This window comes from Micromonospora sp. CPCC 206171, from assembly GCF_036906755.1.
GTDB lineage: Bacteria > Actinomycetota > Actinomycetes > Mycobacteriales > Micromonosporaceae > Micromonospora > Micromonospora purpureochromogenes.
Map to the genome: position 1 here is coordinate 1 of NZ_JBAKHT010000049.1, position 24,640 is coordinate 24,640.

10 protein-coding genes and 1 pseudogene are annotated in these 24,640 nt (G+C 75.1%); 10 read left to right on the top strand and 1 reads right to left on the bottom strand.

What is annotated here, in order from left to right; all coding sequences use genetic code 11:
- The 5 genes and pseudogenes from V6U89_RS29620 to V6U89_RS29640 all read left to right on the top strand — a co-directional run.
- Window positions 1-8,826 (top strand): SDR family NAD(P)-dependent oxidoreductase (locus V6U89_RS29620; protein WP_334576511.1); only part of this gene is annotated, 8,826 nt, incomplete at its 5' end.
- Between the two features lie 26 nt (window positions 8,827-8,852).
- Window positions 8,853-10,196, top strand: a pseudogene (locus V6U89_RS29625) (type I polyketide synthase); the annotation flags it as partial.
- Between the two features lie 23 nt (window positions 10,197-10,219).
- Complete coding sequence (locus tag V6U89_RS29630) at window positions 10,220-10,807, top strand: flavin reductase family protein (RefSeq protein WP_334576513.1); 588 nt, start codon at window positions 10,220-10,222, stop codon at window positions 10,805-10,807.
- 127 nt (window positions 10,808-10,934) lie between these two features.
- Complete coding sequence (locus V6U89_RS29635) at window positions 10,935-12,215, top strand: LLM class flavin-dependent oxidoreductase (RefSeq protein WP_334576515.1); 1,281 nt, start codon at window positions 10,935-10,937, stop codon at window positions 12,213-12,215.
- 106 nt (window positions 12,216-12,321) lie between these two features.
- The gene (locus V6U89_RS29640; protein WP_334576517.1) at window positions 12,322-13,095 is read left to right on the top strand and encodes a thioesterase II family protein; all 774 of its coding nucleotides are present in this window, start codon (window positions 12,322-12,324) and stop codon (window positions 13,093-13,095) included.
- Between the two features lie 353 nt (window positions 13,096-13,448).
- Here V6U89_RS29640 and V6U89_RS29645 read toward each other — a convergent pair whose 3' ends face one another.
- Window positions 13,449-14,231 carry a TetR/AcrR family transcriptional regulator gene (locus V6U89_RS29645; RefSeq protein WP_334576519.1) on the bottom strand — a complete coding sequence of 261 codons (783 nt, stop codon included), beginning with the start codon at window positions 14,229-14,231 and terminating at the stop codon, window positions 13,449-13,451.
- Window positions 14,232-14,537: 306 nt separating this feature from the next.
- Here V6U89_RS29645 and V6U89_RS29650 point away from each other — a divergent pair, with 306 nt between their 5' ends.
- From V6U89_RS29650 to V6U89_RS29670, 5 genes are all read left to right on the top strand, one after another.
- Window positions 14,538-15,749 (top strand): cytochrome P450, encoded by a 1,212-nt coding sequence (locus tag V6U89_RS29650; RefSeq protein WP_334576521.1) that lies wholly within the window; start codon window positions 14,538-14,540, stop codon window positions 15,747-15,749.
- 17 nt (window positions 15,750-15,766) lie between these two features.
- Window positions 15,767-15,997 (top strand): ferredoxin, encoded by a 231-nt coding sequence (locus V6U89_RS29655; protein WP_154939033.1) that lies wholly within the window; start codon window positions 15,767-15,769, stop codon window positions 15,995-15,997.
- Window positions 15,998-16,130: 133 nt separating this feature from the next.
- Window positions 16,131-17,324, top strand: a complete 1,194-nt coding sequence (locus V6U89_RS29660) for a DUF993 family protein (RefSeq protein WP_334576523.1) — start codon at window positions 16,131-16,133, stop codon at window positions 17,322-17,324.
- Window positions 17,321-18,730 carry an NAD(P)/FAD-dependent oxidoreductase gene (locus tag V6U89_RS29665; protein ID WP_334576525.1) on the top strand — a complete coding sequence of 470 codons (1,410 nt, stop codon included), beginning with the start codon at window positions 17,321-17,323 and terminating at the stop codon, window positions 18,728-18,730. Before V6U89_RS29660 ends, V6U89_RS29665 begins: the two co-directional genes overlap by 4 nt.
- A gap of 56 nt (window positions 18,731-18,786) precedes the next feature.
- Window positions 18,787-24,640, top strand: a 5,854-nt coding sequence (locus V6U89_RS29670; RefSeq protein WP_334576527.1) for a type I polyketide synthase, incomplete at its 3' end; no start/stop codon positions are given.

Below are 24,640 nucleotides of genomic sequence, written 5' to 3' on the forward strand. Positions count from 1 at the left end.
AGTCACGCGTTCCACAGCGGGTTGATGGACCCGATGCTCGACGACTTCCGGGCCGTCGCGGCGGGGCTGACCTACGCCGAGCCGCAGCTTCCGGTCGTGTCGAACCTGACCGGCACCCTGGCCACCGGCGAGCTGACCGACCCCGACTACTGGGTGCGGCACGTCCGTGAGGCGGTCCGTTTCGCCGACGGCATCACCGCCCTGCACGCCGCCGGCGCGACCACGTTCCTGGAACTGGGCCCGGACGCCGCGCTCACCCCGCTGATCGAGGGCATCCTCACCGACGAGGTCACCGTCGTGCCGTCCCTGCGGCGCGGGCACGACGAACAGCGGCAGGCCCTGACCGCCCTGGCCAGGCTGCACGTCACCGGCACCACCGTCGACTGGACCGCACTGCTCCCGCAGACCGGTCGCACGGTCGACCTGCCCACGTACCCGTTCCAGCGGCGGCGTTACTGGCTGAACCCGCTGCCGCCCGCCGGCGACGTCGGCTCGGTCGGGCTTGAGCCGATCGGGCACCCGCTGCTCGGTGCCGCGGTGCCGGCCGCCGACACCGACCGGGTGGTGCTCACCGGGCGGCTCGCCGTCGACCGGCAGCGCTGGCTGGCCGACCACGAGATCCTGGGGGCGGCGCTGCTGCCCGGCACCGGCTTCGTCGAACTCGCCGTCCGTGCCGGTGACCACGTCGGCTGCGGCCGGGTCGAGGAGCTGACCCACCGGGCGCCCATGATCCTGCCCGGCCGGGGCGCGGTGGCCGTCCAGGTGGTGGTCGGCTCGCCCGACGACAGCGGCGTACGCCAGATCGGGATCCACTCCCGACCCGAGGGCGGGGACGGGGAGTGGACCCTGCACGCCACCGGCGCGATCGCGCCGACCGCCGCCCCGGCCGCCTGGGACCTCACCCAGTGGCCGCCGCCGGGTGCCACCGCGCTGCCCGTGGAGAGCTTCTACCCGGGCCTGCGCGCCCGCGGCTACGGGTACGGCCCGACGTTCCAGGGCCTGCGGGCCGCCTGGCGGCGCGGCGAGGACGTCTTCGCCGAGGTTGCGCTCCCCGAGGGCGAGGACGCCGAGCGGTACGGCCTGCACCCGGCCCTGCTCGACGCCGCCATGCACGCCGACCAGCTCGGCGAGGACGGCCCGCTGGACGGTGAGACGCTGCTGCCCTTCTCCTGGTCCGGGATCACCCTGCACGCCGCCGGGGCCCGCGCGCTGCGCGTACACCTGGAACGGCTGCGGGGCGACGAGGAGTGCCGGATCCGGGTGGCCGACCCCGACGGACGCCCCGTCGCCACCGTCGAGTCGCTGCTGGTCCGGCCGGTCTCCGCCGGGCAGCTCGCGCGGGACGACCGCGCCGGCGCGCTGCTGCGCCTGGAGTGGACCCCAACGCCGGTTCCGCCGGCGACCAGCCGGGCCGTCGTGCTCGGCGACCTGCCGGGGACCGGACTGCCCGCGTACCCGGATCTGGCCGCGCTCGGCGCGGCGCTCGACGCGGGGGAGACCGGCACCCCCGACCTGGTCCTGCTCGCCGCCCCCACCGGCGGGGGCGACCCCGCCGAGGCGGCCCGCGCCGTCACCCGCGACACGCTGCGGACGGTGCGGTCCTGGCTGGCCGACGGGCGGCTCGACGGGGCGCGGCTGACCGTCGTCACCCGGCAGTCCGTCGCCACCGCGACCGGCGAGGACGTCGACCTGGCCCAGGCCCCCCTGTGGGGGTTGCTGCGGGCGGCGGCCGGCGAACAGCCGGGCCGGTTCGGCCTGCTCGACACCGACGGCAGCGCCGACTCCGCGCGGCTGCTCGCCGCCGTCGCCGCCGCCGAACCCGAGGCGGCGGTCCGCGCCGGCCGGGTGAGCGTGCCCCGGCTGGCCCGGCTGCGCCCCGCCGACGGTGGGCCCGGCTGGAACCCGGACGGGACCGTACTGGTCACCGGCGGCACCGGCGGGCTCGGCGCGCTGATCGCCGGGCACCTGGTGACCACCCACGCGGTACGCCGGCTCGTGCTCACCAGCCGGCGCGGCCCCGACGCGCCCGGCGCGGCGGCGCTGCGCGACGAGCTGCGCGCGCTCGGCGCGACCGAGGTCACCGTCGCCGCCTGCGACGTCACCGACCGCGCCGCCGTCGCCGCCGTGCTCGCCGCCGTTCCCGCCGAGCACCCGCTCACCGCCGTGGTGCACGCCGCCGGCGTACCCGGCGCCGGCCTGGTCGCCGACCTCGACCCGGACGGCCTCGACCCGGTGCTGGCGCCCAAGGTGGACGGCGCCTGGCACCTGCACGAGCTGACCCGGGACCTGCCGCTCGACGCGTTCGTGCTGCTCTCCTCCGCCGGTGGCCTGGTGCTGGCCGCCGGGCAGGGGCACTACGCCGCCGCGAACGTCTTCCTGGACGCCCTCGCCGCCCACCGGGCCGCCGCCGGCCTGCCCGCCACCGCGGTCGCCTTCGGCCTCTGGGACCTCGGCGACGCCTCGGCCGACGACGTCGCCCTGGTGCGCCGGCTCGGCCTGCCGGCGCTCGGCGTCGACGACGGGCTCGCCCTGCTGGACGCCGCCGTCGCGACCGGCGAACCGCTGGTCGTGCCGCTGCGCGTCGACCCGGCCGCCGTCCGGGCCCGGGGCGAGGTACCGACCCTGCTCCGGGGCCTGGTCGCCGCCCCCACCCGGCGCGCCGCCGCCGGTACGACCGACGGCGGCGGCACGGCCAGCGGCCTGGCCCAACGGCTCGCCGGGGTCACCGAGGCGGAACGCCACCGCGTCCTGGTCGAACTCGTCCGCACCCGGGTGGCGGCGGTGCTCGGGCACGCCGGCGTCGAGGCGGTCGCCCCCGATCGGGCGTTCAAGGACCTCGGCTTCGACTCGCTCGCCGCCGTCGAGCTGCGCAACGCCCTCAACGAGGCGACCGGGCTGCGGCTGCCGGCCACCCTGGTCTTCGACCACCCGACCGCCGAGGCCGCCGCGCGCTTCCTCGCCGACCGGCTGGTCGGGGCCGCCCCCGCCGCCGCACCCGCGCCCGCCCCGACCACCCCGGCCGCGCCGGACGACGACCCGATCGCCATCGTCGCGATCCACTGCCGCTACCCCGGCGAGGTGCGCTCCGCCGACGACCTGTGGCGGCTGCTGGTGGAGGAGCGCGACGCGATCTCCGAGTTCCCCGTCGACCGGGGCTGGGACGTCGACGCGGTCTACGACCCGCAGCCCGGCGCGGCCGGGAAGACCTACGTCAAGACCGGCGGGTTCCTGCACGACGCGGCCGAGTTCGACCCGGAGTTCTTCGGCATCATGCCGCGTGAGGCGCTCGCCATGGACCCGCAGCAGCGGCTGCTGCTCCAGGGCGCCTGGGAGGCGTTCGAGCGCGCCGGCATCGACCCCGCCTCGATGCGGGGCAGCCGCACCGGCGTCTACGTCGGCGTCATGTACACCGAGTACGGCAGCCGGGTGCAGCAGCACGTACCCGAGGAGATCGCGGCGTACCTCAGCGGCGGCAGCGGCGCCAGCATCGCCTCCGGGCGAGTGGCGTACGCGCTGGGGCTGGAGGGGCCGGCGGTCACCATCGACACGGCCTGCTCCTCGTCGCTGGTCGCGCTGCACATCGCCTGCCAGGCGCTGCGCCAGGGCGAGGTGGAGATGGCGCTGGCCGGCGGCGTGACGGTGCTGCCGACGCCGGACGTCTTCGTCGACTTCAGCCGGCAGCGGGGCCTCGCCCCGGACGGCCGGTGCAAGGCGTACGCGAACGGCGCCGACGGCACCGGTTGGTCCGAGGGGATCGGGCTGCTGCTGGTGGAACGCCTCTCCGACGCCCGGCGCAAGGGCCACCCCGTGCTGGCCGTGGTGCGCGGGTCGGCGATCAACCAGGACGGCGCGTCCAACGGGCTGACCGCCCCGAACGGCCCCTCCCAGCAGCGGGTCATCGAGGCCGCCCTGGCCGCCGCCGCGCTCGCCCCGACCGAGGTGGACCTGGTCGAGGGGCACGGCACCGGTACCGCGCTCGGCGACCCGATCGAGGCGCAGGCACTGCTCGCCACGTACGGCCGGGACCGGGACCGTCCGCTGTGGCTCGGGTCGGTCAAGTCGAACCTCGGGCACACCCAGGCCGCCGCCGGGGTGGCCGGGGTGATCAAGGCGGTGCAGGCGATGCAACACGGGCTGATGCCGGCGACGCTGCACGTCGACGCCCCCTCCGACGAGGTGGACTGGTCCTCCGGCGCGGTGGAGCTGCTGACCCGGCCGCGGGAGTGGCCGGCACAGTCCCGCCCCCGCCGGGCGGCGGTCTCGTCGTTCGGGCTCAGCGGCACCAACGCTCACATGATCATCGAGGAGGCGCCGGCGGACCTCACCGGTCCGGTCCGGCCCGTCGGCCCGCCGGCTGGTGACGCCGCCTCGCCGGCCGGTGATGGCGCGCCGGCGCCGGTGCGGCCGTGGCTGCTGTCGGGGCGTACCGACCGGGCGCTGCGGGCGCAGGCGGAGCGGCTGGCCGCCCACCTCGACGGCCGGGACGACCTGGCCGACGGGGATGTCGCCTGGTCCCTGGCCACCGGCCGGGCGGCCCTGGAGCACCGGGCCGTGGTGCTCGGCGCGGACCGGGACGAGCTGACCGCCCGCCTGACCGCCCTGGCGGCCGGGGAGGTCGCCACCGGCGTGGTCACCGGCGTCGCCCGCTCCGGCGGCCGGTCGGCGGTGGTCTTCACCGGTCAGGGCGCGCAGCGCCTCGGTATGGGTCGTGAGCTGCACGCGGTGTTCCCGGTGTTCGCCGCTGCGTTCGACGCGGTCGTGGCCGAGCTGGATCAGCATCTGGATCGGCCGTTGCGTGAGGTGGTCTGGGGTGATGACGAGGAGCTGATCCGCCGGACGGGTTATGCGCAGGCTGGCCTGTTCGCTGTCGAGGTCGCTCTGTTCCGCTTGGTGGAGTCGTGGGGTGTGCGGCCGGACTTCGTGGCCGGGCACTCCATCGGTGAGTTGGCTGCCGCGCATGTGGCCGGGGTGTTGTCGCTGGCGGACGCCGCAAGGTTGGTGGCGGCGCGTGGGCGGTTGATGCAGGCGTTGCCCGAGGGTGGGGCGATGGTGGCGGTGCGGGCGTCGGAGGAGGAGGTGCGGGCGGCGCTGGCGGGTGAGGGTGTGGTGGTCGGATCCTTTGGAGCTGATGTCGTAAACGATTCGGCCTCCAACGGCAACGCCAACGGCAACGGCAACGGGACCAGCACCGACGCCGACGCCGACACCGACGCCGGCACTGATCCGATCGCCGTCACCGGCACCGGCACGGGCACGGAGGACGGCGTCGGCCAGGTCGCGGCCAACGGCATGGGCATCGGCACGGGTAATGGTGGCGGTCTGGCGGCCGCTGGCGGTGTGGACATCGCGGCCGTCAACGGCCCCCGGTCGGTGGTGATTTCCGGCCCGGAGGCCGCCGTGCTCACGGTCGCCGAGCACTTCACCAACCTTGGTCGCAGGACCACCCGCCTGCGGGTCAGCCACGCGTTCCACAGCGGGCTGATGGACCCGATGCTCGACGACTTCCGGGCCGTCGCGGCGAGCCTCGCCTACGCCGAGCCGCAGCTCCCGGTCGTGTCCAACCTGAGCGGCGCCCTGGCCAGCAGTGAGCTGACGAACCCGGACTACTGGGTGCGCCACGTCCGCGAGGCGGTCCGTTTCGCCGACGGCATCACCGCCCTGCACCAGGCGGGAGTCACCACGTTCCTGGAACTCGGCCCCGACGCCGCGCTCACCCCGCTGATCGAGGGCGTCGTGACCGACACCGTCGTCGCGCCGGCCCAGCGCCGGGACCGGCCCGAGGTGACGCAGCTGCTCGACGCCCTGGCCCGGCTGCACGTCACCGGCACCCCGGTCCGCTGGACGGAGGTCCTCGGCGGCGGCGCCCGCGTCGACCTGCCCACGTACCCGTTCGAGCGGCGGCACCTGTGGTTGAACGCCTCGAAGACCCGGGCCGGCGACGCCGCCGGGCACGGCCAGCGCGACGCCGACCACCCGCTGCTCAGCGCCGTCATGGTGGCGCCGCAGGGCGGCGGCGTGGTGCTCACCGGCCGGCTCGCCCTCGACACCCACGCCTGGCTGGCCGACCACAACGTGATGGGCATGGGGCTGCTCCCCGGCACCGGCTTCGTCGAGCTGGCCCTGCGGGCCGCCGAGGAGGTCGGCTGCGACGTGGTCGAGGAACTGATCATCGAGCAGTTGATGCCGCTGCCCGACCACGGCGGCGCGGCCGTCCAGGTGGTGGTGGGGGAGCCGGACGCCGGCAACCGGCGGAGCATCGCCATCTGGTCCCGGTTCGACGACGCCCCGCCGGAGGTGGGCTGGACCCGGCACGTCACCGGCTGGCTCGCCACCGAGAACGCGCCGCCGGTGACCCCGGAGGAGTTCGGCGTCGGGGTGGGTCAGTGGCCGCCGGCCGACGCCCAGCCGGTCGACATCAGCGGCGTCTACGACTACCTGACCGCGCAGGGCTACCACTTCGGACCGATGTTCCGCGGGCTGCGTGCCGTCTGGCTGCGCGGCCGGGACCTCTTCGTCGAGGTGGCGCTCCCCGACGAGGCCCGGCAGGACGCGGCCGCGTACCGGCTGCACCCGTCGCTGCTCGACGCCGCGCTCAGCGCCACCGACTTCCTCGGTGGGCGCAAGCCGCAGGACATCGGCGCCGGCCAGCTGCCGTTCTCCTGGACCGGGGTACGGCTGCACTCCGGCGGCCGCAGCCGCCTGCGGGTACGGATCAACTGGACCAACTCCGATTCCAGCGCCGGCTCCGAGGCGGTCCGCCTGGACCTGGCCGACACCGCCGGCACCCCGGTCGCCACCGTCGAGTCGCTGGTGGTCCGGCCGGTCACCGCGGACCGGCTGGTGGCCGCCGGAGCGGCGATGACCGGCACCCGCCACCTCGACTCGGTGTTCCGGGTCGACTGGCCCCAACTGCCGCTGGGCGAGGCCGCCGAGGCCGTACCCGGGCGGTGGGCGGTGCTCGGCGGCGAGGTCGACCTCGGCCGCGCGGACGTGCCCGCGTACCCGGACCTCGCGGCCCTGGCCGCGGCGGCCGCGACGGACGGCGTACCCGATGTGGTGTTCCTGCCGGTCGAGCCGGCGGACGGCGAGGTGCCCGAGGCGGTCCGCGACGGCTTGGCCGGGGTGCTGGAGAGCACCCGGGCCTGGCTCGCCGACGAGCGGTTCGCCGCGACCCGGCTGGTGGTGCTGACCTGGTTCGCGGCCGACGACGACAGCGGGCACCTCGACCTGACCGTCGCCCCCGTCTGGGGTCTGCTGCGCGCCGCGCAGGCGGAGAACCCGGACCGGCTGATGCTGGTCGACCTCGACTCCGACGAGGCCAGCCTGCGGATGCTGCCGGCCGTGGTGACGCTGTCCGAGCCGGAGGTGGCCGTGCGCGGCAACCAGGTGAAGGTGCCCCGGCTCGCCCCGGTTCCGGTGCCGGCCGAGCTGCCCCCGTCGCCCTGGCGGCCCGACGGCACGGTGCTGGTGACCGGCGGCACCACCGGCCTCGGCGCGCTGGTCGCCCGGCACCTGGTCGGCACGCACGGGGTGCGGCACCTGGCGCTGGTCAGCCGGCGCGGCCCGGACACCCCGGGCGCGGCGCGGCTGCGCGACGAGCTGGCCGCGCTCGGCGCCGAGGTGACCGTCGCCGCCTGCGACGTCACCGACCCGAAGGTCCTCGCGGCGCTGGTCGACGGACTGCCGCAGCCGCTGACGGCCGTGGTGCACGCCGCCGCCGTGCTCGACGACGCGCTGTTCACCTCGCTCACCCCGGACCGGCTCGCCGCGGTGCTGGCGCCCAAGGTGGACGCCGCCTGGGCGTTGCACGAGCTGACCGAGGAGCGGGAGCTGACCGCTTTCGTCCTGTTCTCCTCGGTGGCCGGCCTGCTCGACCCGGCCGGCCAGGGCAACTACGCGGCGGCGAACAGCTTCCTCGACGCGCTGGCCCGGCACCGCCGGTCGATGGGGCTGCCCGCCACCTCGCTGGTCTGGAACCTGTGGGGCGAGGGCGCCGGTCTGGCCGGCGGCACGGACCCCGGGGTCACCCGCCGGCTCGCCGCGATGGGCATGCCGGCGCTGGCACCGGCCGACGGGCTCACCCTGTTCGACCAGGCGATGCGGGTGGACGAGCCGGTGCTGGTGCCGCTGCGCCCCGACCCGACCGGCACCGAGATCCCGGCCAAGCTGCGCGACGTCGCCCGCGCCGCCGCCGGTCGCCGGCCCGCCCCGGCGGCCACCCCGGCCGCCACCGCCGAGGCGCCGGCGGCCCCGGTGGACGAGGGCAGCCTCGTCCAGCGTCTCGCGGCGCTGCCCGAGGAGGGCCGGCAGCGGCTGCTGCTCGACCTGGTCCGTGGCCACGTCGCGGCCGTCCGGCACGCCGAACCGGGCGAGATCGACGTCCACCGGGGCTTCACCGAGCTCGGCCTGGACTCGCTGGCCGCGATCGAGTTGCGCAACCGGCTCAGCGCGGCGACCGGGCTGCGGCTCGCCGCCACGCTGATGTTCGACCACCCGACCCCGGCCGAGGTGGCGCGGCTGCTGCGCGAGGAACTGGCCGAGGAGGTGCCGGTCGGACCGTCCGCCGACGCGCCCGCCGGGCCGGCGGGCGCCGACGCCCCGGACGAGGACGACGTACGCCGGCGGCTGGCCACCATCCGACTGGACGCGCTGCGCGAGGCGGGCCTGCTCGACGCCCTGCTGCGACTCGCCGCGCCGGGCGTCGAACCCCCGCCCACCGCGGCGCCCGCCGCCGCCGATCGCAGCGAGGAGATCCGGAACATGGCGGTGGACGACCTGGTCCGCGCCGCCCTCGGCGGCGCCGACCCGAACGGAGCGCACCGGTGAGCGGCGTGGACACCGACCAGATCGTCGCGGCGCTGCGCACCTCGCTGCTGGAGAACGACCGGCTCCGGCAGGAGAACGCCCGGCTCGCCCAGGCCGCCGACGAACCGATCGCCATCGTCGGGATGGCCTGCCAGCTGCCCGGCGGCGTCGACTCCCCGGAGAGCTACTGGGAGCTGCTGGCCCGGGGCCGGGACGCGGTCACCCCGTTCCCCACCGACCGCGGCTGGGACACCGACGCCCTGTACGACCCGGAGCCCGGACGCCCCGGCCGGACCGTCACCCGGGAGGGGGCGTTCCTGCACGACGCCGCCGACTTCGACGCCGACCTGTTCGGCATCTCCCCGCGCGAGGCCCGCGACATCGACCCCCAGCAGCGGGTGATCCTGGAGACCGCCTGGGAGGCCCTGGAGCACGCGCGGATCGACCCGCTGTCGCTCAAGGAGAGCCGCACCGGCGTGTACTGCGGGGTGATGTACCACGACTACGACGGCGCGGACGGCGGCGGCAGCATCACCAGCGGCCGGATCTCCTACACGCTGGGCCTGCAGGGGCCGTCCGTCTCGCTGGACACCGCCTGCTCGTCCTCGCTCGTCGCGTTGAACCTGGCCGGGCACGCGCTGCGCTCCGGGGAGTGCACCCTCGCGCTGGCCGGCGGCATCACCGTGATGTCCACCCCGGAGACGTTCGTCTACTTCAGCTCGCAGCGCGGGCTCGCCCCGGACGGCCGGTGCAAGTCGTTCGCCGCCGCCGCCGACGGCACCGGCTGGGGGGAGGGCAGCGGCCTGCTGGTCCTGGAACGGCTCTCCGACGCCCGCCGCAACGGCCGGCGGATCCTCGCCGTGATCCGGGGCGCGGCGGTGAACTCCGACGGCGCGTCCAGCGGCATCACCGTGCCGAACGGGCCCGCCCAGCAGCGGGTCATCCGCCAGGCCCTCGACAGCGCCGGGCTGCGACCGGCCGACGTGGACGCGGTGGAGGCGCACGGCACCGGTACCCGGCTCGGCGACCCGATCGAGGCCCAGGCGCTGCTGGCCACGTACGGGCGGGACCGGGCGGGGGAGCCGCTCTGGCTGGGGTCGGTCAAGTCCAACCTCGGGCACACCCAGGCCGCCGCCGGGGTCGCCGGGGTGATCAAGATGGTGCTCGCGATGCGGCACGGGCTGCTCCCCGCCACGCTGCACGTCGACGCGCCCACCCCGCAGGTCGACTGGTCGGCCGGGCGGGTGGAGCTGCTGACCGAGGCCCGGCCCTGGCCGGAGACCGGCCGGCCGCGCCGGGCCGCCGTGTCCTCCTTCGGCATCAGCGGCACCAACGCACACGTGATCCTCGAAGAGGCGCCGGCCGAGGGCGGGGACGCCCCCGCGCCGGCGCCGGGCTGACGGGCGGGAGAGCGATGACATCGCGTACGGGCACCACGGCGGGCCGGGTCGACCCCGGCGCGTTCCGGCACGTCCTCGGACTCTTCTGCACCGGGGTCACCATCATCACCGCCGGCGACGGGGTACGGCCGGTCGGCTTCACCTGCCAGTCGTTCGTCTCGCTCTCCCTCGATCCGCCGCTGGTCTCCTTCTCGGTGTCCCGCACCTCCCGCTCCTGGCCGCTGATCCGGGCCCGGGGCGCGTTCGGGGTGAACATCCTGACCGCCGAGCAGGAGGGGCTGTGCCGGACCTTCGCCAGCCGGGCCGTCGACAAGTTCGCCGGGGTGGACTGGACTCCCGGCCCGGTGACCGGGTCGCCCCGGCTGCCCGGCTCGCTGGCCTGGGTGGAGTGCACCGTGGAGGCGGAGTACCCGGGCGGGGACCACGTCATCGCCGTCGGCCGGGTACGCGACCTGGAGGTGGTCGACGGCGACGCCGACCCGCTGCTGTTCTTCCTCGCCGGGTTCCGCCGTCCCGCCCCGGCCGTCCCACCGGCCCCCGCCGTACCCGGGTCGGTGCTGACCGCCGGCGGCACCGGGCCCGCCGTCCCGGGCACCCCCTAGGCCGCGCCGGCCGACCCCTGAACGGGCCTCGCCGGCCCCCTGATTACGGCCTCCGTCAGGCCGGATCCGGCAGCCGCGGCCCTAGCGTCATGGCCACCGGGCAGCTTCTCGTCACGCGGAGGAACGCATGCGCTTCGGCTTGACCTATCACCACCAACTTCCCCGGCCCTGGGCCGAGGACAGCGAGGAACGCCTGTTCCAGGAGGCGCTGGAGCAGATCGAGCTGGCCGACCGGCTCGGCTTCGACTACGCCTGGGGCACCGAACACCACTTCTTCGAGGAGTACTCGCACTCCTCGGCGCCGGAGGTCTTCCTCGCCGCCGCCGCGGCCCGGACGAAGAACATCCGGCTCGCGCACGGCATCATCCACATGCCGCCGGCGGTGAACCACCCGGTGCGGATCGCCGAGCGGCTGGCCATGCTGGACCTGATCTCCGGCGGCCGGGTGGACTTCGGCTCCGGCCAGGGCAGCTCCCAGCTCGAGGTGGGCGCCTTCGGCATCGAACTGGCGGACAAGCAGGAGCAGTGGCACGAGGCGCTCGAGGTGGTCATCCGGATGATGACCGAGACCCCGTTCACCGGCCACCAGGGCAAGTGGGTCGACGTGCCCGTCCGCAACGTCGTCCCCAAGCCGAAGCAGAAGCCGCACCCGCCGCTGTGGCGGGCCTGCACCCGGCGGGAGAGCATCCAGGACGCGGCCCGCGAGGGCATGGGCGCGCTCGCCTTCTCCTTCGTCAACCCGGAAGAGGCCGAGGAGTGGGTCGAGGCCTACTACCGGACGTTGGAGTCGGACGACTGCGTCCCGATCGGCCAGGCGGTCAACGCCAACGTGGCCATGGTGCTGCCGTTCATGTGCCACGAGGACGAGGAGGTCGCCCTCGACCGCGGGCTGGAGGGCGCGTACTTCTTCTCGTACGCCCTGATGCACTACTACATCACCGGTCAGCACCAGCCGGGCGTGACCGACATCTGGCAGAGCTTCCAGGACGCCCGGGAGAGCATGGGCTTCACCCGGGACGCGATCGTGCCGGACGAGAAGGACCTCCAGTCGGCCGAGTCGCAGGCGATGATGGACCAGGTCGGGCAGCTGCGCCGGGGCATCGGCACGCCCGCGCAGATCGCCGACATCATCCGCCGGTACGAGGCGGTCGGCGTCGACCAGATCATCTTCTCGGTGCAGATCGGCAAGAACAAGCACGAGCACATCATGGAATCGCTGGAGCTGTTCGCCCGCGAGGTGATGCCGGAGTTCGTCGACCGCCGGGAGGCCCGCGAGGCCGCCAAGCGGGACCGGCTCGACGTCGCCGTCAAGGCGGCCCTCGGCCGGGTCAAGCGGCGGACCAAGGACGTCTCCGGCTTCGTCATCGCCCCGGAGATGTCGCTCTACGGCGACCCCGACGACGACTGACCACCGCCGTGTCCCCGGCCGGGCGGACCCCCGGCCGGGCCGGCGGCGGCCGGGCCGTTCCTCCCGCGCCGGCCGCGCCGGCGCACCGACGCGAAGGATGCACGAGATGGCCGTACCCATGGACAACGGTGCCTGGATCCGCCGCTTCCACCCCGCCCTGGACGCCCCCACCCGGCTGGTCTGCTTCGCCCACGCCGGTGGCTCCGCGTCGTACTTCTACCCGGTGTCCCAGGCGCTGAGCCCCGGCCTGGACGTCCTGGCGGTGCAGTACCCGGGCCGTCAGGACCGCCGCGCCGAGCCGGCCTTCGAGGACGTGCCCCGGCTGGTCGACGCCCTCGTCGACGAGGTGGCCGTCTGGGCCGACCGGCCGCTGGCGCTGTTCGGGCACAGCCTGGGCGCGACCGTGGCGTTCGAGGTGGCCCGGCGGCTGCAGGCGCGCGGGACCGAGGTGTCCGCGCTGTTCGCCTCCGGCCGGCGGGCGCCGTCGCGGCACCGCCCCGCCTGGGTGCACGAGGGTGACGACGACGCGCTGATCAGCGAGATGCTGAAGCTGGAGGGCACCGACGCCCAGATGCTCACCGACCCCGAGCTGGTCCGCATGATCCTGCCGGCGCTGCGCGCCGACTACAAGGCCGCCGAGACCTACCGCTACCAGCCGGGTCCGCCGCTGACCTGCCCGGTGTACGCGCTGACCGGCGACGCCGACCCGCAGGTCGACGTGCCCGACGCGGAGAGCTGGCGGGAGCACACCACCGGCCCGTTCGCGCTGCACGTCTTCTCCGGCGGGCACTTCTACCTCAACCGGCACGCCCCCCAGGTCATGGCCCTGATCCGCCGGCACGCGGCGGACGGGGTGGTCGCCGGCCACGCCCGCGCCTGACGCCCGCCGCCCCGCGCGGCCCGCTCCGTCGGAGCGTCGCGGTGGCGGGCCGGGCGCGGCACGGGCGCGAGGTGCCCGCCGGGCCGCCGGATCGCTACGGACCTGATGTCATGGATGGCTCAGGCCGTTTGCGGGCGGGGTGGTGGTGTCGCGGGCGCTGTCGAGCTGATGACGTGGACGACTCGCGGCCCTCGCCGGCCGGGCAGCGGCGGTCGGCCCGTGACCCGAGGTCCCGGCGGGAGGGCGCGGGTCACCGCGACGGATCAGCGTGCGGCTGAGTCATTCACGACATCAGGTGGACAGCGACGGGACCAGGGTGTGCGTCGGTCGGCGGGGGCGGGCCGGGCGGCGGGTCAGTGTCCTTCGCCGCCCGCGCTCCTCGCCGCCGCGCGCTGCTCGAGCAGGGCGCCGACCCCGTCGAGGATGCGCTCCAGGCCGAAGACGAACTCGTCGTCGGGGCCGGCCGGGGTGTCCAGCACGCCGGCGTCGATCACCGCGGTGAACGCCGGGAAGCGGTCCGGCCCGGCGAGCTTGCGGACCAGCTGACCGTAGGAGGACATCGCGGCCAGCTCGTCGGGGGCCTTGGCCATGAACGAGGCCTGCACGTCGGCGGAGACGGTGGCGTCGTTGCGGCAGAAGCCGCTCAGCAGCATGATCACCGACAGCTTCTCGCCCTCGCCCAGCGCGGTGCCGCCCAGGCACTCCAGCCCCCGCTCCAGCCAGATGATCTGGTTGGGGGTGACCGGCGGGCCGAGGGTCGGGATGTGCAGCGCCCAGGTGTGCTTGCGCAGGATCGCGTGCTGCTCCCAGGTCCACCGGGCCAGCCCGGCGCGCCAGCCCTCGTCCGGCGAGTCGGGCCCGGACGGCGGCGTCTGGTAGATCGCGTCCATCATGAGCTGGAGCAGCTCGTCCTTGGCCGACAGGTAGCGGTACAGCGACATGGTCGAGGCGCCGAGATCCGACGCGACCCGGCTCATCGACACCGCCGACAGACCCTCCGACGCGGCGATGGCGACCGCCGCGTCGACGATGCGCGGAAGGCTCAGCGCGCGCTTGGGGCCCTTGTTCGGTCGGTCCCGCAAACCCCAGGCGTCCCCGATGTATCCCGGCAGCCCCGGATCAATGCTTCCGCCCATCGACTCCACTTTCCCTCTGGGACGCCCGGCCGCGGTCATCCGCCCTTCGCCGCTGCCCGTCGCTGCGGTTCAGGGTATGCCGCCGCCCGAACGATGTCTGCACGGGATTGGGAACCGGACCGTCGGTGCCGTGACAGTAACCGTTCCGCCCCGTCCCGTGGTGCCGGCATAGGGGGCTCGTCGCCGACCTTAGGGGGTGCGGAACCTGTCCGCCGTGCCGGCGCGCTGCTTGAATCGATCCGATCGATTCCCCGCCGCCCCCTTCAAGAGAGAGGCGCCGCAGCGATGACCGAAACAGCCGATGCCGTGACCACCGGTACCGAGCGCCCGGATTTTCCGCTGGACCGGCGCCGGTGCCCGCTCGCCGTTCCGCAGGAATACGAGCGGATGCGTGAGGAGAATCCACTCGCCCCGGTGACCAACCGGATGACCGGAAAACCCGTCTGGGCACTGACCCGTTACCGGGACGTGCGCCAGGTGCTCGGTGACCCGTCGATGAGTTCGAACGCCCGCAATCCCTCCTATCCGGCGCAGTTCCACGTGCCGGAGGAGATGCTGCCGTACATCGCCTTCCCGTTCCCGGCGATGGACCCCCCGGAGCACACCGTCCGCCGGCGAATGGTGATCCCCGAATTCACCGCCGCGCGGATCAACAAGCTCCGCCCCCGGATGCAGCAGATCGTCGACACGCAGATCGACCAGATGCTGGCCAAGGGCGGCCCGCTGGACCTGATGGCCGAGCTGGCGCTGCCCGTGCCGGCGCTGCTGTTCTGCGAGATGCTCGGCGTCGACCCGGTGCACATCGGCTATTTCCGCCGCTACGCCGAGACCACCACCGGGCGGGACTCGACGCAGGAGGCGGTGGCCGGCGCGATCGCCGAGATGGACGAGTTCCTCGACGAGCTGATCACCGAGAAGACCAAGAACCCGGGCGACGACCTGCTCAGCCGGATCGCGGCCCGACTGCCCGACGAGCCCACCCTCGAACACGAGGACCTGGTCGCCATCGCCCGGGTACTGGTGATCGCCGGCTCCGACACCACCGCCAACGTCGTCTCCCTCGGCACGGTGGTGCTGCTGGAGCACCCGGAGCAGCTCGCCGAGCTCAAGGCGGACCCATCGCTGTGGCCGGGCGCGGTCGAGGAGCTGCTGCGCTTCCTCAGCATCCTCGACTCGGCCACCGTGCGGGTGGCCACCCACGACGTCGAGGTCAGCGGCGGCACCATCCGCCAGGGCGAGGGCGTGCTCGCGCTCAACGGCGCGGCGAACTGGGACCCGGAGCGTTTCGAAGAACCGGAGAAGTTCGACATCCACCGCAACGCCGAAGGGCACCTGGCCTTCAGTTACGGCAACCACATGTGCCCCGGGGCGAACCTGGCCCGGATGCAGCTCGAAACCGTCTTCCGTACGCTCTTCGAGCGCATTCCGGAGCTGCGCCTGGCCGCGGATGTCGACAAACTGTCGTACATGTTCGACGCGCACGCGTACGGGTTGCACGAACTGCCCGTCACCTGGTGAGCGACGGGTCGCCGACAATGCGTGTCGAGGTCGACCGGGAAACCTGCGTCGGTTCCGGCAACTGCGTGTACTTCGCGCCCACCGTCTTCGACCAGGACGACCGCGACGGTCTCGTGGTCGTTCTGGTGGAATCGCCGGAGCCGGCGCTGCGCGCGGCGACCCGTACGGCCGCGCTGAACTGTCCGGTCGGCGCCATCTCGGTCGATCGGACCAATTCCGGCAGTCCGCCGGTCCGGCCCGCCCCCTAGGGGCGCGGTCGGGCCGGCGGAAGCCGTTCAGGGGTTGCCCCGGAATTAGGGGGTCGCCGCTATGGAACCGCACTCCCGTGAGTCGCTTGAATTGTGCCGACTCGATCCAGACGACGGTTCGGAGCAGAAAAAAATGATCAAGCTTCCGGAGTCGGACGGCACCCTGACCGTCTACCACCCGACCCAGGCGCCGCGCGTGGAGCAGCCCGCCGACCCCTCCCCGTTCCGGACCCGATCCGTGCTGGCCACCGCGCACGTGCTGGGCGACCCGCTGGCCGACAACGAGCCCTTCGGGCCGCCCGGGGGCGACCCGCCGCCGCAGTCGCTGGACTGGGAGGCGACCCTGGCCTTCCGCCGGCACCTGTGGTCGTACGGCTTCACGCTCTGCGAGGGCATGGACACCGCCCACCGCGGCATGGGGCTGGACTGGCCCCGCGCCGCCGAGCTGATCCGCCGCTGCGGCGCCGAGGCGAAGGCGGTCGGCGGCCGGATGGCCGCGGCCGTCCTCACCGACCAGCTGGAGCCGTTTGCCCCGGTCACCCTCGCCGAGGTCCAGGCCGCCTACGAGGAGCAGCTGGCCGTGGTCGAGGAGGCCGGCGCGCAGCCGGTGATCATGTGCAGCCCGCACCTGAACGTCGCCGTCCGCGGCCCCGAGGACTTCGCCACCGTGTACGGCAACCTGCTGCGCCAGTCGAGCCAGCCGGCGATCGTGCACTGGATCACCTCGGAGTGGGATCCGCGCAACTCGGAGTACTTCGGCTACGAGGAGCCCGACGACGCGTACGACGCGCTGATCGCCATCGTCCGCGACAACCTGGACAAGGTCGACGGCGTCAAGATCGGGCCGGCGTCGCTGGCCCGGCAGGTCGAGTGGCGCAAGCGGCTGCCCGAGGGCGTGAAGTTCTACACCAGCGACACCACCGAGTACCCGGAGATGTTCGTCGGCGACGGGTCCGGGCACAGCCACCCGCTCACCCCGGTCATCGACGCGGTCGTGCCGATCGCCGCCGAGGCGTTCCGGGCGCTCGACGCCGGCGACGACAGCCGGGCCCGGGGGCTGCTGGAGGAGACCCTGCCGCTCAACCGGCACCTGTTCAGCGGCGAGGGCCGGAGCATCTTCTTCTTCAAGACGGGAGTGGTCTTCCTGGGCTGGCTGGCCGGGCACCACGACCACTTCCGGATGGTCTGGGGCGAGCAGTCGGCCCGTTCGGTGCCGCACCTGGCCGCCGCGTACCGGCTGGCCGACAGCCTCGGCGCGCTGCCGGACCCGGAGCTGGCCGAGCGGCGGATGAAGCTCTTCCTCGCCACGTCGGGGATCGAGCAGTGAGCCGGGCCGTCGTCCTCGGCGGCGGCCTCGCCGGGATGCTCGCCGCCGCCGCGCTGGCCCGCGCCGTCGACGAGGTCACCGTCGTCGAACGGGATCAGCTTCCCACCGAGCCGCAGCCGCGCAAGGGGCTGCCGCAGGGCCACCACAGCCACATCCTCATGCGCGGCGGCGTCGAGGCCCTCGACCGGTTGCTGCCCGGCGTCACCGACCGGCTGTACGCCGCCGGCGCCAAGCGCCGGGGGCTGCCCTCCGGGGCGCTGGCCCGCGGCCCCGAGGGCTGGATGGAACGGCTGGACACCGACGCGTACCTGCTGCTGTGCAGCCGGGAACTGCTTGACCACGTGGTCCGCGAGCAGGTGCTGCGCGAGGAGCGGATCGGCGTCCGGGAGGACACCCGGGTCACCGGGCTGGTCGGTGACGCCGACCGGGTCACCGGCGTACGGGTCGAGCAGGGCGGCGCGGAGCGCACCCTCGACGCCGACCTGGTGGTCGACGCCACCGGCCGGGCCACCAGCGCCCCGAAGTGGCTGGTCGACCTGGGCCTGCCGCAGGTCCGCGAGGACGTGGTGGACGCCGGCATCGTCTACGTCAGCCGCTGGTTCACCGCGCCGCCCGGCACCGGCGACGACTTCCCCGGCGTGATGATCCAGATGCAGGCGGGCACCGGCCGGCCCGGCCAGGGCGCCGGGCTGCTGCCGATGGAGAACGGCCGCTGGATCCTCAGCCTCTTCGGCAGCCGGGGCGGCGAGCCCCCCACCGACGAGGAGGGCTTCGCGCAGTTCGCCCGGGAACGGCACCACCCGATCATCGCCGACCTGATCGCCCAGGCCCGCCCGGCCGGGCCGATCCGCGCCTACCGGAGCATCCCGGACCAGCGGCGGCGCTTCGAGAAGCTGCCCGTGCCGGAGGGCTTCCTGGTGATCGGCGACGCCGCCCAGGCGCTGAACCCGGTGCACGGCACCGGCATGTCGGTCGCCGCGCAGTGCGCGCTGGCGCTGCGGACCGAGCTGGACGTCCGGGGCCTGCGCCCCGGCTTCTCCCGCAACGTGCAGGCCGCGATCGCGAAGATCAACCAGGGTGCTTGGCAGATCGCCGTCAACACCGACCAGGGGCTGCCGCACGTGCGGGCCAACGTGCCGCTGCGCGGCGGCGCGTTCGCCAACAAGATGGCCGCCCGGGTCGCCCGGACCGGCTGCGGCAACCGCATGGTCATCAACACCGTGTTCAACGTGGCGTCGCTCTGCGCGCCGATGACCCGGATGATGACCCCCGCCTTCCTCTGGGCGGTGCTGCGCGGCCCCCGTACGCCGGCGCTCACCGCCGAGCAGGCCATCGCGCAGTTCCCCGAGTTCGGCGACCTCGTCAAGGTCGACGCGGCGCCCCGGTCCACGGCCAGCCCGGCCTGACCCGTGCACGACCCGCAGACGGCTCACCTCGCGATCGGAACAGGCGGTGGTACCCGGTGAACCAGGAGATGCCGTCGCGGGACGGCGCGGTGCTGCCCTGGGTGCTCTCCGGGCGCGGCGCGGACGCGCTGCGCGGGCAGGCGGCCCGGCTGTCGGCGTACCTGGAGGCCGCCGACCCGCGGGCGGCGGACGTCGGCCACTCGCTGCTGACCACCCGGGCCCGGCTCGGCCACCGCGCCGTGGTGCTCGGCGCGGACCGCGCCGAGCTGCTGACCGGGGTACGCGCGCTCGCCGACGCCGCCGACGCCCCCGGCGTGGTGACCGGCGCGGTCCTGCCCGACGCCCGGGCGGTCTTCGTCTTCCCCGGCCAGGGCTCCCAGTGGCCCGGGATGGCCCGGGCGCTGCTCGACGAGGCGCCGGCCTTCGCCGCCCGGCTCACCGAGTGCGCCACCGCGCTCGAGCCGTACGTCGAGTGGCGGCTGCTGGACGTGCTGCGTGACCCCGACAGCCCGCTGTGGGACTCCGTCGACGTGGTGCAGCCGATGCTCTGGGCGGTCATGGTGTCGCTGGCCCACCTCTGGCAGGAACACGGGGTACGGCCCGCCGCGGTGGTCGGCCACTCGCAGGGCGAGATCGCCGCCGCCTGCGTCGCCGGCGCGCTCACCCTCGACGACGGCGCTCGCGTCGTCGCCCTGCGCAGCCGGCTCATCGGCGCCGAACTCGCCGGCCTCGGCGGGATGATGTCCGTGCTGCTGCCCCGCGAGGCCGTCGAGGCCCGGCTGGAGCGGTGGGCCGGCCGGCTCCAGCTCGCCGTGGTCAACGGCCCGTCGTCCATGGTGGTCTGCGGCGAGGTCGCCGCCCTCGACGAGTGCCACGCCGAGCTGACCGCCGACGGCGTGCAGGTCCGCCGGATCGCCGTCGACTACGCCTCGCACTCGCACTACGTGGAAGGCATCCGGGAGAAGCTGATCGAGGCGCTCGCCCCGGTCAGCCCGCGTACCGCTCCGGTGGCCTTCTACTCCACCGTCACCGGGGGGCCGCTGGACACCGCCACGGTGACCGCCGACTACTGGTACCGCAACCTGCGCCAGACGGTCCGCTTCTCCGAGGCCGTCCGGGCGCTGCTCGCCGACGGGCACCGCGTGTTCGTGGAGTCCAGCGCCCACCCGGTGCTCACCTCCGCCGTGCAGGACACCGCCGAGGCGGCCGGCGTCACCGCCGTACCGATCGGGTCGCTGCGCCGCGAGGACGGCGGGCTGCGCCGCTTCGCCACCTCGCTGGCCGAGGCGTACGTGCACGGCGCGCCGGTGGACTGGGCCGGCTTCCTCGCCGGCGGCCGAATCGTCGACCTGCCCACCTACGCCTTCCAGCGGCGGCGCTACTGGAAGAACCCGACCGGGCGCACCACCGGCGCCGGCGACGGCGCCCCGGGCCACCCGCTGCTGACCGGACTGGTCCGGCCCGCCGACGGCGACGGGCTGCTGCTCACCGGCCGGCTCTCCGTGACCCGGCAACCCTGGCTCGCCGACCACGAGGTCCACGGCCGGCCGGTGCTCCCCGGCGCCGCCCTGGTGGAACTGGCACTGCACGCCGGCGAGCAGGTCGACCTGCCGACCGTGGCGGAGCTGACCCTGGGCGCGCCGCTGGTGCTGCCCGAGCGCGGCGCCGTCGCGCTCCAGGTCGTCGTCGGCGCCCCCGACGCCGACGGCGCGCGCCCGGTCAGCGTCCACTCCCGCCCCGAGGACTCCGACCGGCCGTGGACCCGGCACGCCGAGGGGCTGCTGGCGCCCGCCGCCCCGGCCCCCGCCGCCGCACCGGCCGACTGGCCACCGCGCGACGCCGCCGCCGTCGACATCCGCGACGGGTACGCCCGGCTGACCGGGCGGGGCTACGGCTACGGCCCGGCGTTCCAGGGCCTGACCGGGCTCTGGCGGCACGGCGACGACCTCCTCGCCGAGGTGACCCTGCCGGAGGCGGCCCAGCCGGACGCCGACCGGTTCGGGGTGCACCCAGCGCTGCTCGACGCCTGCCTGCACGCCGGCGTGATCGAGGAGCCGGCCGGGGACACCCTGCTGCCATTCGCCTGGACCGACGTCACCCTGCACGCCGTCGGGGCCACCGCGCTGCGGGTCCGGGTACGGCGCCTCGGACCGGACCGGGCCACGATCGAGGCGGTCGACCCGGCCGGCGCACCGGTGATCTCGGTCGGTGCGCTGGTGGCCCGCCCGGTCGCCGCAGAGCAGCTGGTCGCCGCCGCCGGTGCCCCGGCCGTGGAGCCGCTGCGCCTGGACCGCCGACCGGTCGACCTGGCGACGGGCGTCGGCTCGTTCGACGGCTGGGCGGTGCTCGGCGCGGACCCGCCGATCGGCGCACCCGCCACCAACCACCCCGACCTGGCCGCCCTCCGGTCCGACCTGGACGCCGGTGTCGCCGTACCCGAGGTGGCGCTCTGGCCCGTCACCGCCGGCGACGGCGACGTGGTCGACGGCGCCCACGCGGCGGCCCGGCGGGCCCTGCGGGTCGTCCAGGAGTGGCTGGCCGACGAGCGGCTGGCCGGCGCGACGCTGGTGGCGCTCCTGCCCGACGCCGACGACGACCTGCGCACCGCGCCGGTGCGGGGCGTGCTGCGAGCCGCCGCGGCCGAGCACCCGGGGCGCTTCCTGCTGGTCGACGCTGACGACGATCCCGCCTCCCTCGCGGCGCTGCCGGCCGTGCTGCGCCTCGGCGAGCCCGAGGTGACGCTGCGGGCCGGCGCGGCGGCCGTACCCCGGCTGGTGCGCGCCCCCGCGAACGGCGACGCCCCGCCGGCGCTGGCGCCCGACGGCACCGTCCTGGTCACCGGCGGCACCGGCGGCCTCGGCGCCCTGGTGGCCCGCCACCTGGCCGCCGTCCACGGCGTGCGGCACCTGCTGCTGACCAGCCGCCGCGGCCCGGACGCTCCCGGCGTCGACGCGCTGCGCGCCGAGCTGACCGACCTCGGTGCGCGGGTCACCGTCGCCGCCTGCGACGCCGCCGACCCGGTGGCGCTGCGCGCCCTGCTCGACGCCGTGGATGCCGCACACCCGCTGACCGGGGTGGTGCACGCCGCCGGGGTGCTCGACGACGGCCTCGTGCAGTCGCTGACGCCGGAGCGGATGGACGTCGTCCTGGCGCCGAAGGTCGACGCCGCCTGGCACCTGCACGAGCTGACCCGCGACACCGACCTGGCGCTGTTCTGCCTCTTCTCCTCCGCCGCCGGGGTGCTCGCCCCGGCCGGGCAGGCCAACTACGCCGCCGCGAACCTCTTCCTGGACGCCCTCGCCGCGCACCGCCGCGGCCGGGGCCTGCCCGCCCATTCCCTGGGCTGGGGGCTCTGGGCCGGCGGCACCGGGATGACCGGCCACCTCGACGAGACGGCGCTGCGCCGGCTGCGCCAGCAGGGCTTCGACGCGCTCTCCGAGGCCGACGGGCTGGCCCTGCTCGACGCCGCGCTGGCCGGCGACGTCACCGCGCCGGTGCTGCTCCGCCTCGACCCGGCCGGCCTGCGCGCCCAGGCCACCTCCGGGGCGCTGCCGGCCGTGCTGCGCGACCTGGTCCGGGTGCCCCGCCGCCAGGCACACCGGGGCGCCGGCGCCGCCTCGCTGGCCGACCGGCTGCGGCGGCTGCCCGAGGAGGAGCGCCGCCGCACCCTGCTGGAGCTGGTCCGCGCCGAGGTCGCCGGGGTCCTCGGTCACGCCACCGGAGACGCCGTGGACGCCGACCGGGCCCTCAAGGAACTGGGCTTCGACTCGCTCACCGCGGTGGAGCTGCGTAACCGGCTCAACGCGGCGACCGGCCTCCGGCTGCCCGCCACCCTGGTCTTCGACCACCCGACCGTCTCGGCGGTCGCCGCCCACCTCGCCGCGACACTGCTCGGCGCGGCCCACCCGACCACCCCGGTCCCGGCGACGCCGGCGGTCGCCGACGAGCCGATCGCGATCGTCGCGATGAGCTGCCGCTTCCCCGGTGGGGTCGGCTCGCCGGAGCAGCTGTGGCGGCTGGTCGCCGACGGCGTGGACGCCATCTCCGGGTTCCCCACCGACCGGGGCTGGGACACCGACGGCCTGTACCACCCCGAGCCCGGACTGGCCGGGCGTACGTACACCCGGTCGGGCGGGTTCCTGGCCGACGCGGGGGAGTTCGATGCCGACTTCTTCGGGATCAGCCCGAACGAGGCCGTGGCGATGGACCCGCAGCAGCGGCTGCTGCTGGAGTGCGCCTGGGAGACCCTGGAACGCGCCGGCATCGACCCGGCCACGCTGCGCGGCAGCGACACCGGCGTGTTCGCCGGGCTGATGTACCACGACTACGCCGGCAGCACCGCCACCGGCTCCATCGCCTCCGGCCGGGTCGCGTACGCGCTGGGGCTGGAGGGGCCGGCGGTCACCGTCGACACCGCCTGCTCGTCGTCGCTGGTGGCGCTGCACTGGGCGGTCCGCGCGCTGCGCGCCGGGGAGTGCTCGCTGGCGCTCGCGGGTGGGGCGACCGTGATGGCCACCCCGGAGGTGATCCTGGAGTTCAGCCGGCAGCGTGGGCTCTCCCCGGACGGCCGGTGCCGCTCGTTCGGCGCGGGCGCCGACGGCACCGGCTTCTCCGAGGGCGTCGGCCTGCTGCTGGTCGAACGGCTCTCCGACGCCCGCCGCAACGCGCACCCGGTCCTGGCGGTGGTGCGGGGCTCGGCGGTGAACCAGGACGGTGCGTCGAACGGGCTCACCGCCCCGAACGGCCCGTCGCAGCAGCGGGTGATCCGGGCCGCCCTGGCCTCGGCCGGCGTGCCGGCCGCCGAGGTCGACGTGGTCGAGGCCCACGGTACGGGTACGACCCTGGGTGACCCGATCGAGGCGCAGGCGCTGCTGGCCACCTACGGGCAGGACCGGCCCGCCGACCGGCCGCTGTGGTTGGGTTCGATCAAGTCGAACCTGGGACACACCCAGGCCGCCGCCGGTGTCGCCGGCGTGATCAAGATGGTCCTGGCGATGCGGCACGCGGTGCTGCCCCGCACCCTGTACGCCGAGGAGTCCTCGCCGCAGGTGGACTGGTCCGCCGGCGCGGTGGAACTGCTGACCGAGGCGCGCGAGTGGCCGGTCGACGGCCGCCCTCGCCGGGCCGGGGTGTCGTCGTTCGGCATCAGCGGCACCAACGCCCACGTCATCATCGAGCAGGCTCCGGACGACGTGGCCACTGGTGCGTCCGGCTCCGGCGCTCCCGGCTCCGGCGGATACGGCCCCGGCGTGGACTCCGGAGTGATCGGCCCGCTGCCGTGGCTGGTGTCCGCGAGGTCGGTACCGGCGCTGCGGGCCCTCGCCGGTCGGCTGGCCGACGTCACTGGGTCGATCGACCTGGCGGACGCGGCTGCGGCGGCTCGGACCCTGGCGACCGGCCGGGCACTGCACCCCCACCGGGCCGTGGTGCTGGGTGCGGACCCGGCGGAACTGTCCGCCGGCCTGGCCGCCCTGGCCGTCGGCGAGACCGCCCCGAACACGGTGACCGGCACCCCGCGGGGCGGTCGGTTGGCGGTGTTGTTCACCGGTCAGGGCGCGCAGCGCCTCGGGATGGGTCGCTCGTTGCACGCGGCGTTCCCGGTGTTCGCGGGGGCCTTTGACGCGGTGGTGGCGGAGCTGGACGCGCACCTGGATCGGCCGTTGCGTGAGGTCGTCTGGGGTGACGACGAGGAGTTGATCCGGCAGACGGGTTATGCGCAGGCCGGCTTGTTCGCGGTCGAGGTGGCGTTGTTCCGGCTGGTGGAGTCGTGGGGTGTGCGGCCGGATTTCGTGGCCGGGCACTCCATCGGTGAGTTGGCTGCGGCGCATGTGGCCGGGGTGTTGTCGTTGGCGGATGCGTCGCGTCTGGTGGCGGCGCGTGGGCGGTTGATGCAGGCGTTGCCGGCTGGTG

Bases quoted from the DNA above. Each gene is read 5' to 3' on its own strand.
- V6U89_RS29630 (WP_334576513.1), top strand. From the start codon at position 10,220: ATGACATCGCGTACGGGCACCACGGCGGGCCGGGTCGACCCCGGCGCG.
- V6U89_RS29635 (WP_334576515.1), top strand. From the start codon at position 10,935: ATGCGCTTCGGCTTGACCTATCACCACCAACTTCCCCGGCCCTGGGCC.
- V6U89_RS29640 (WP_334576517.1), top strand. From the start codon at position 12,322: ATGGCCGTACCCATGGACAACGGTGCCTGGATCCGCCGCTTCCACCCC.
- V6U89_RS29645 (WP_334576519.1), bottom strand. From the start codon at position 14,231: ATGGGCGGAAGCATTGATCCGGGGCTGCCGGGATACATCGGGGACGCC.
- V6U89_RS29655 (WP_154939033.1), top strand. From the start codon at position 15,767: ATGCGTGTCGAGGTCGACCGGGAAACCTGCGTCGGTTCCGGCAACTGC.
- V6U89_RS29660 (WP_334576523.1), top strand. From the start codon at position 16,131: ATGATCAAGCTTCCGGAGTCGGACGGCACCCTGACCGTCTACCACCCG.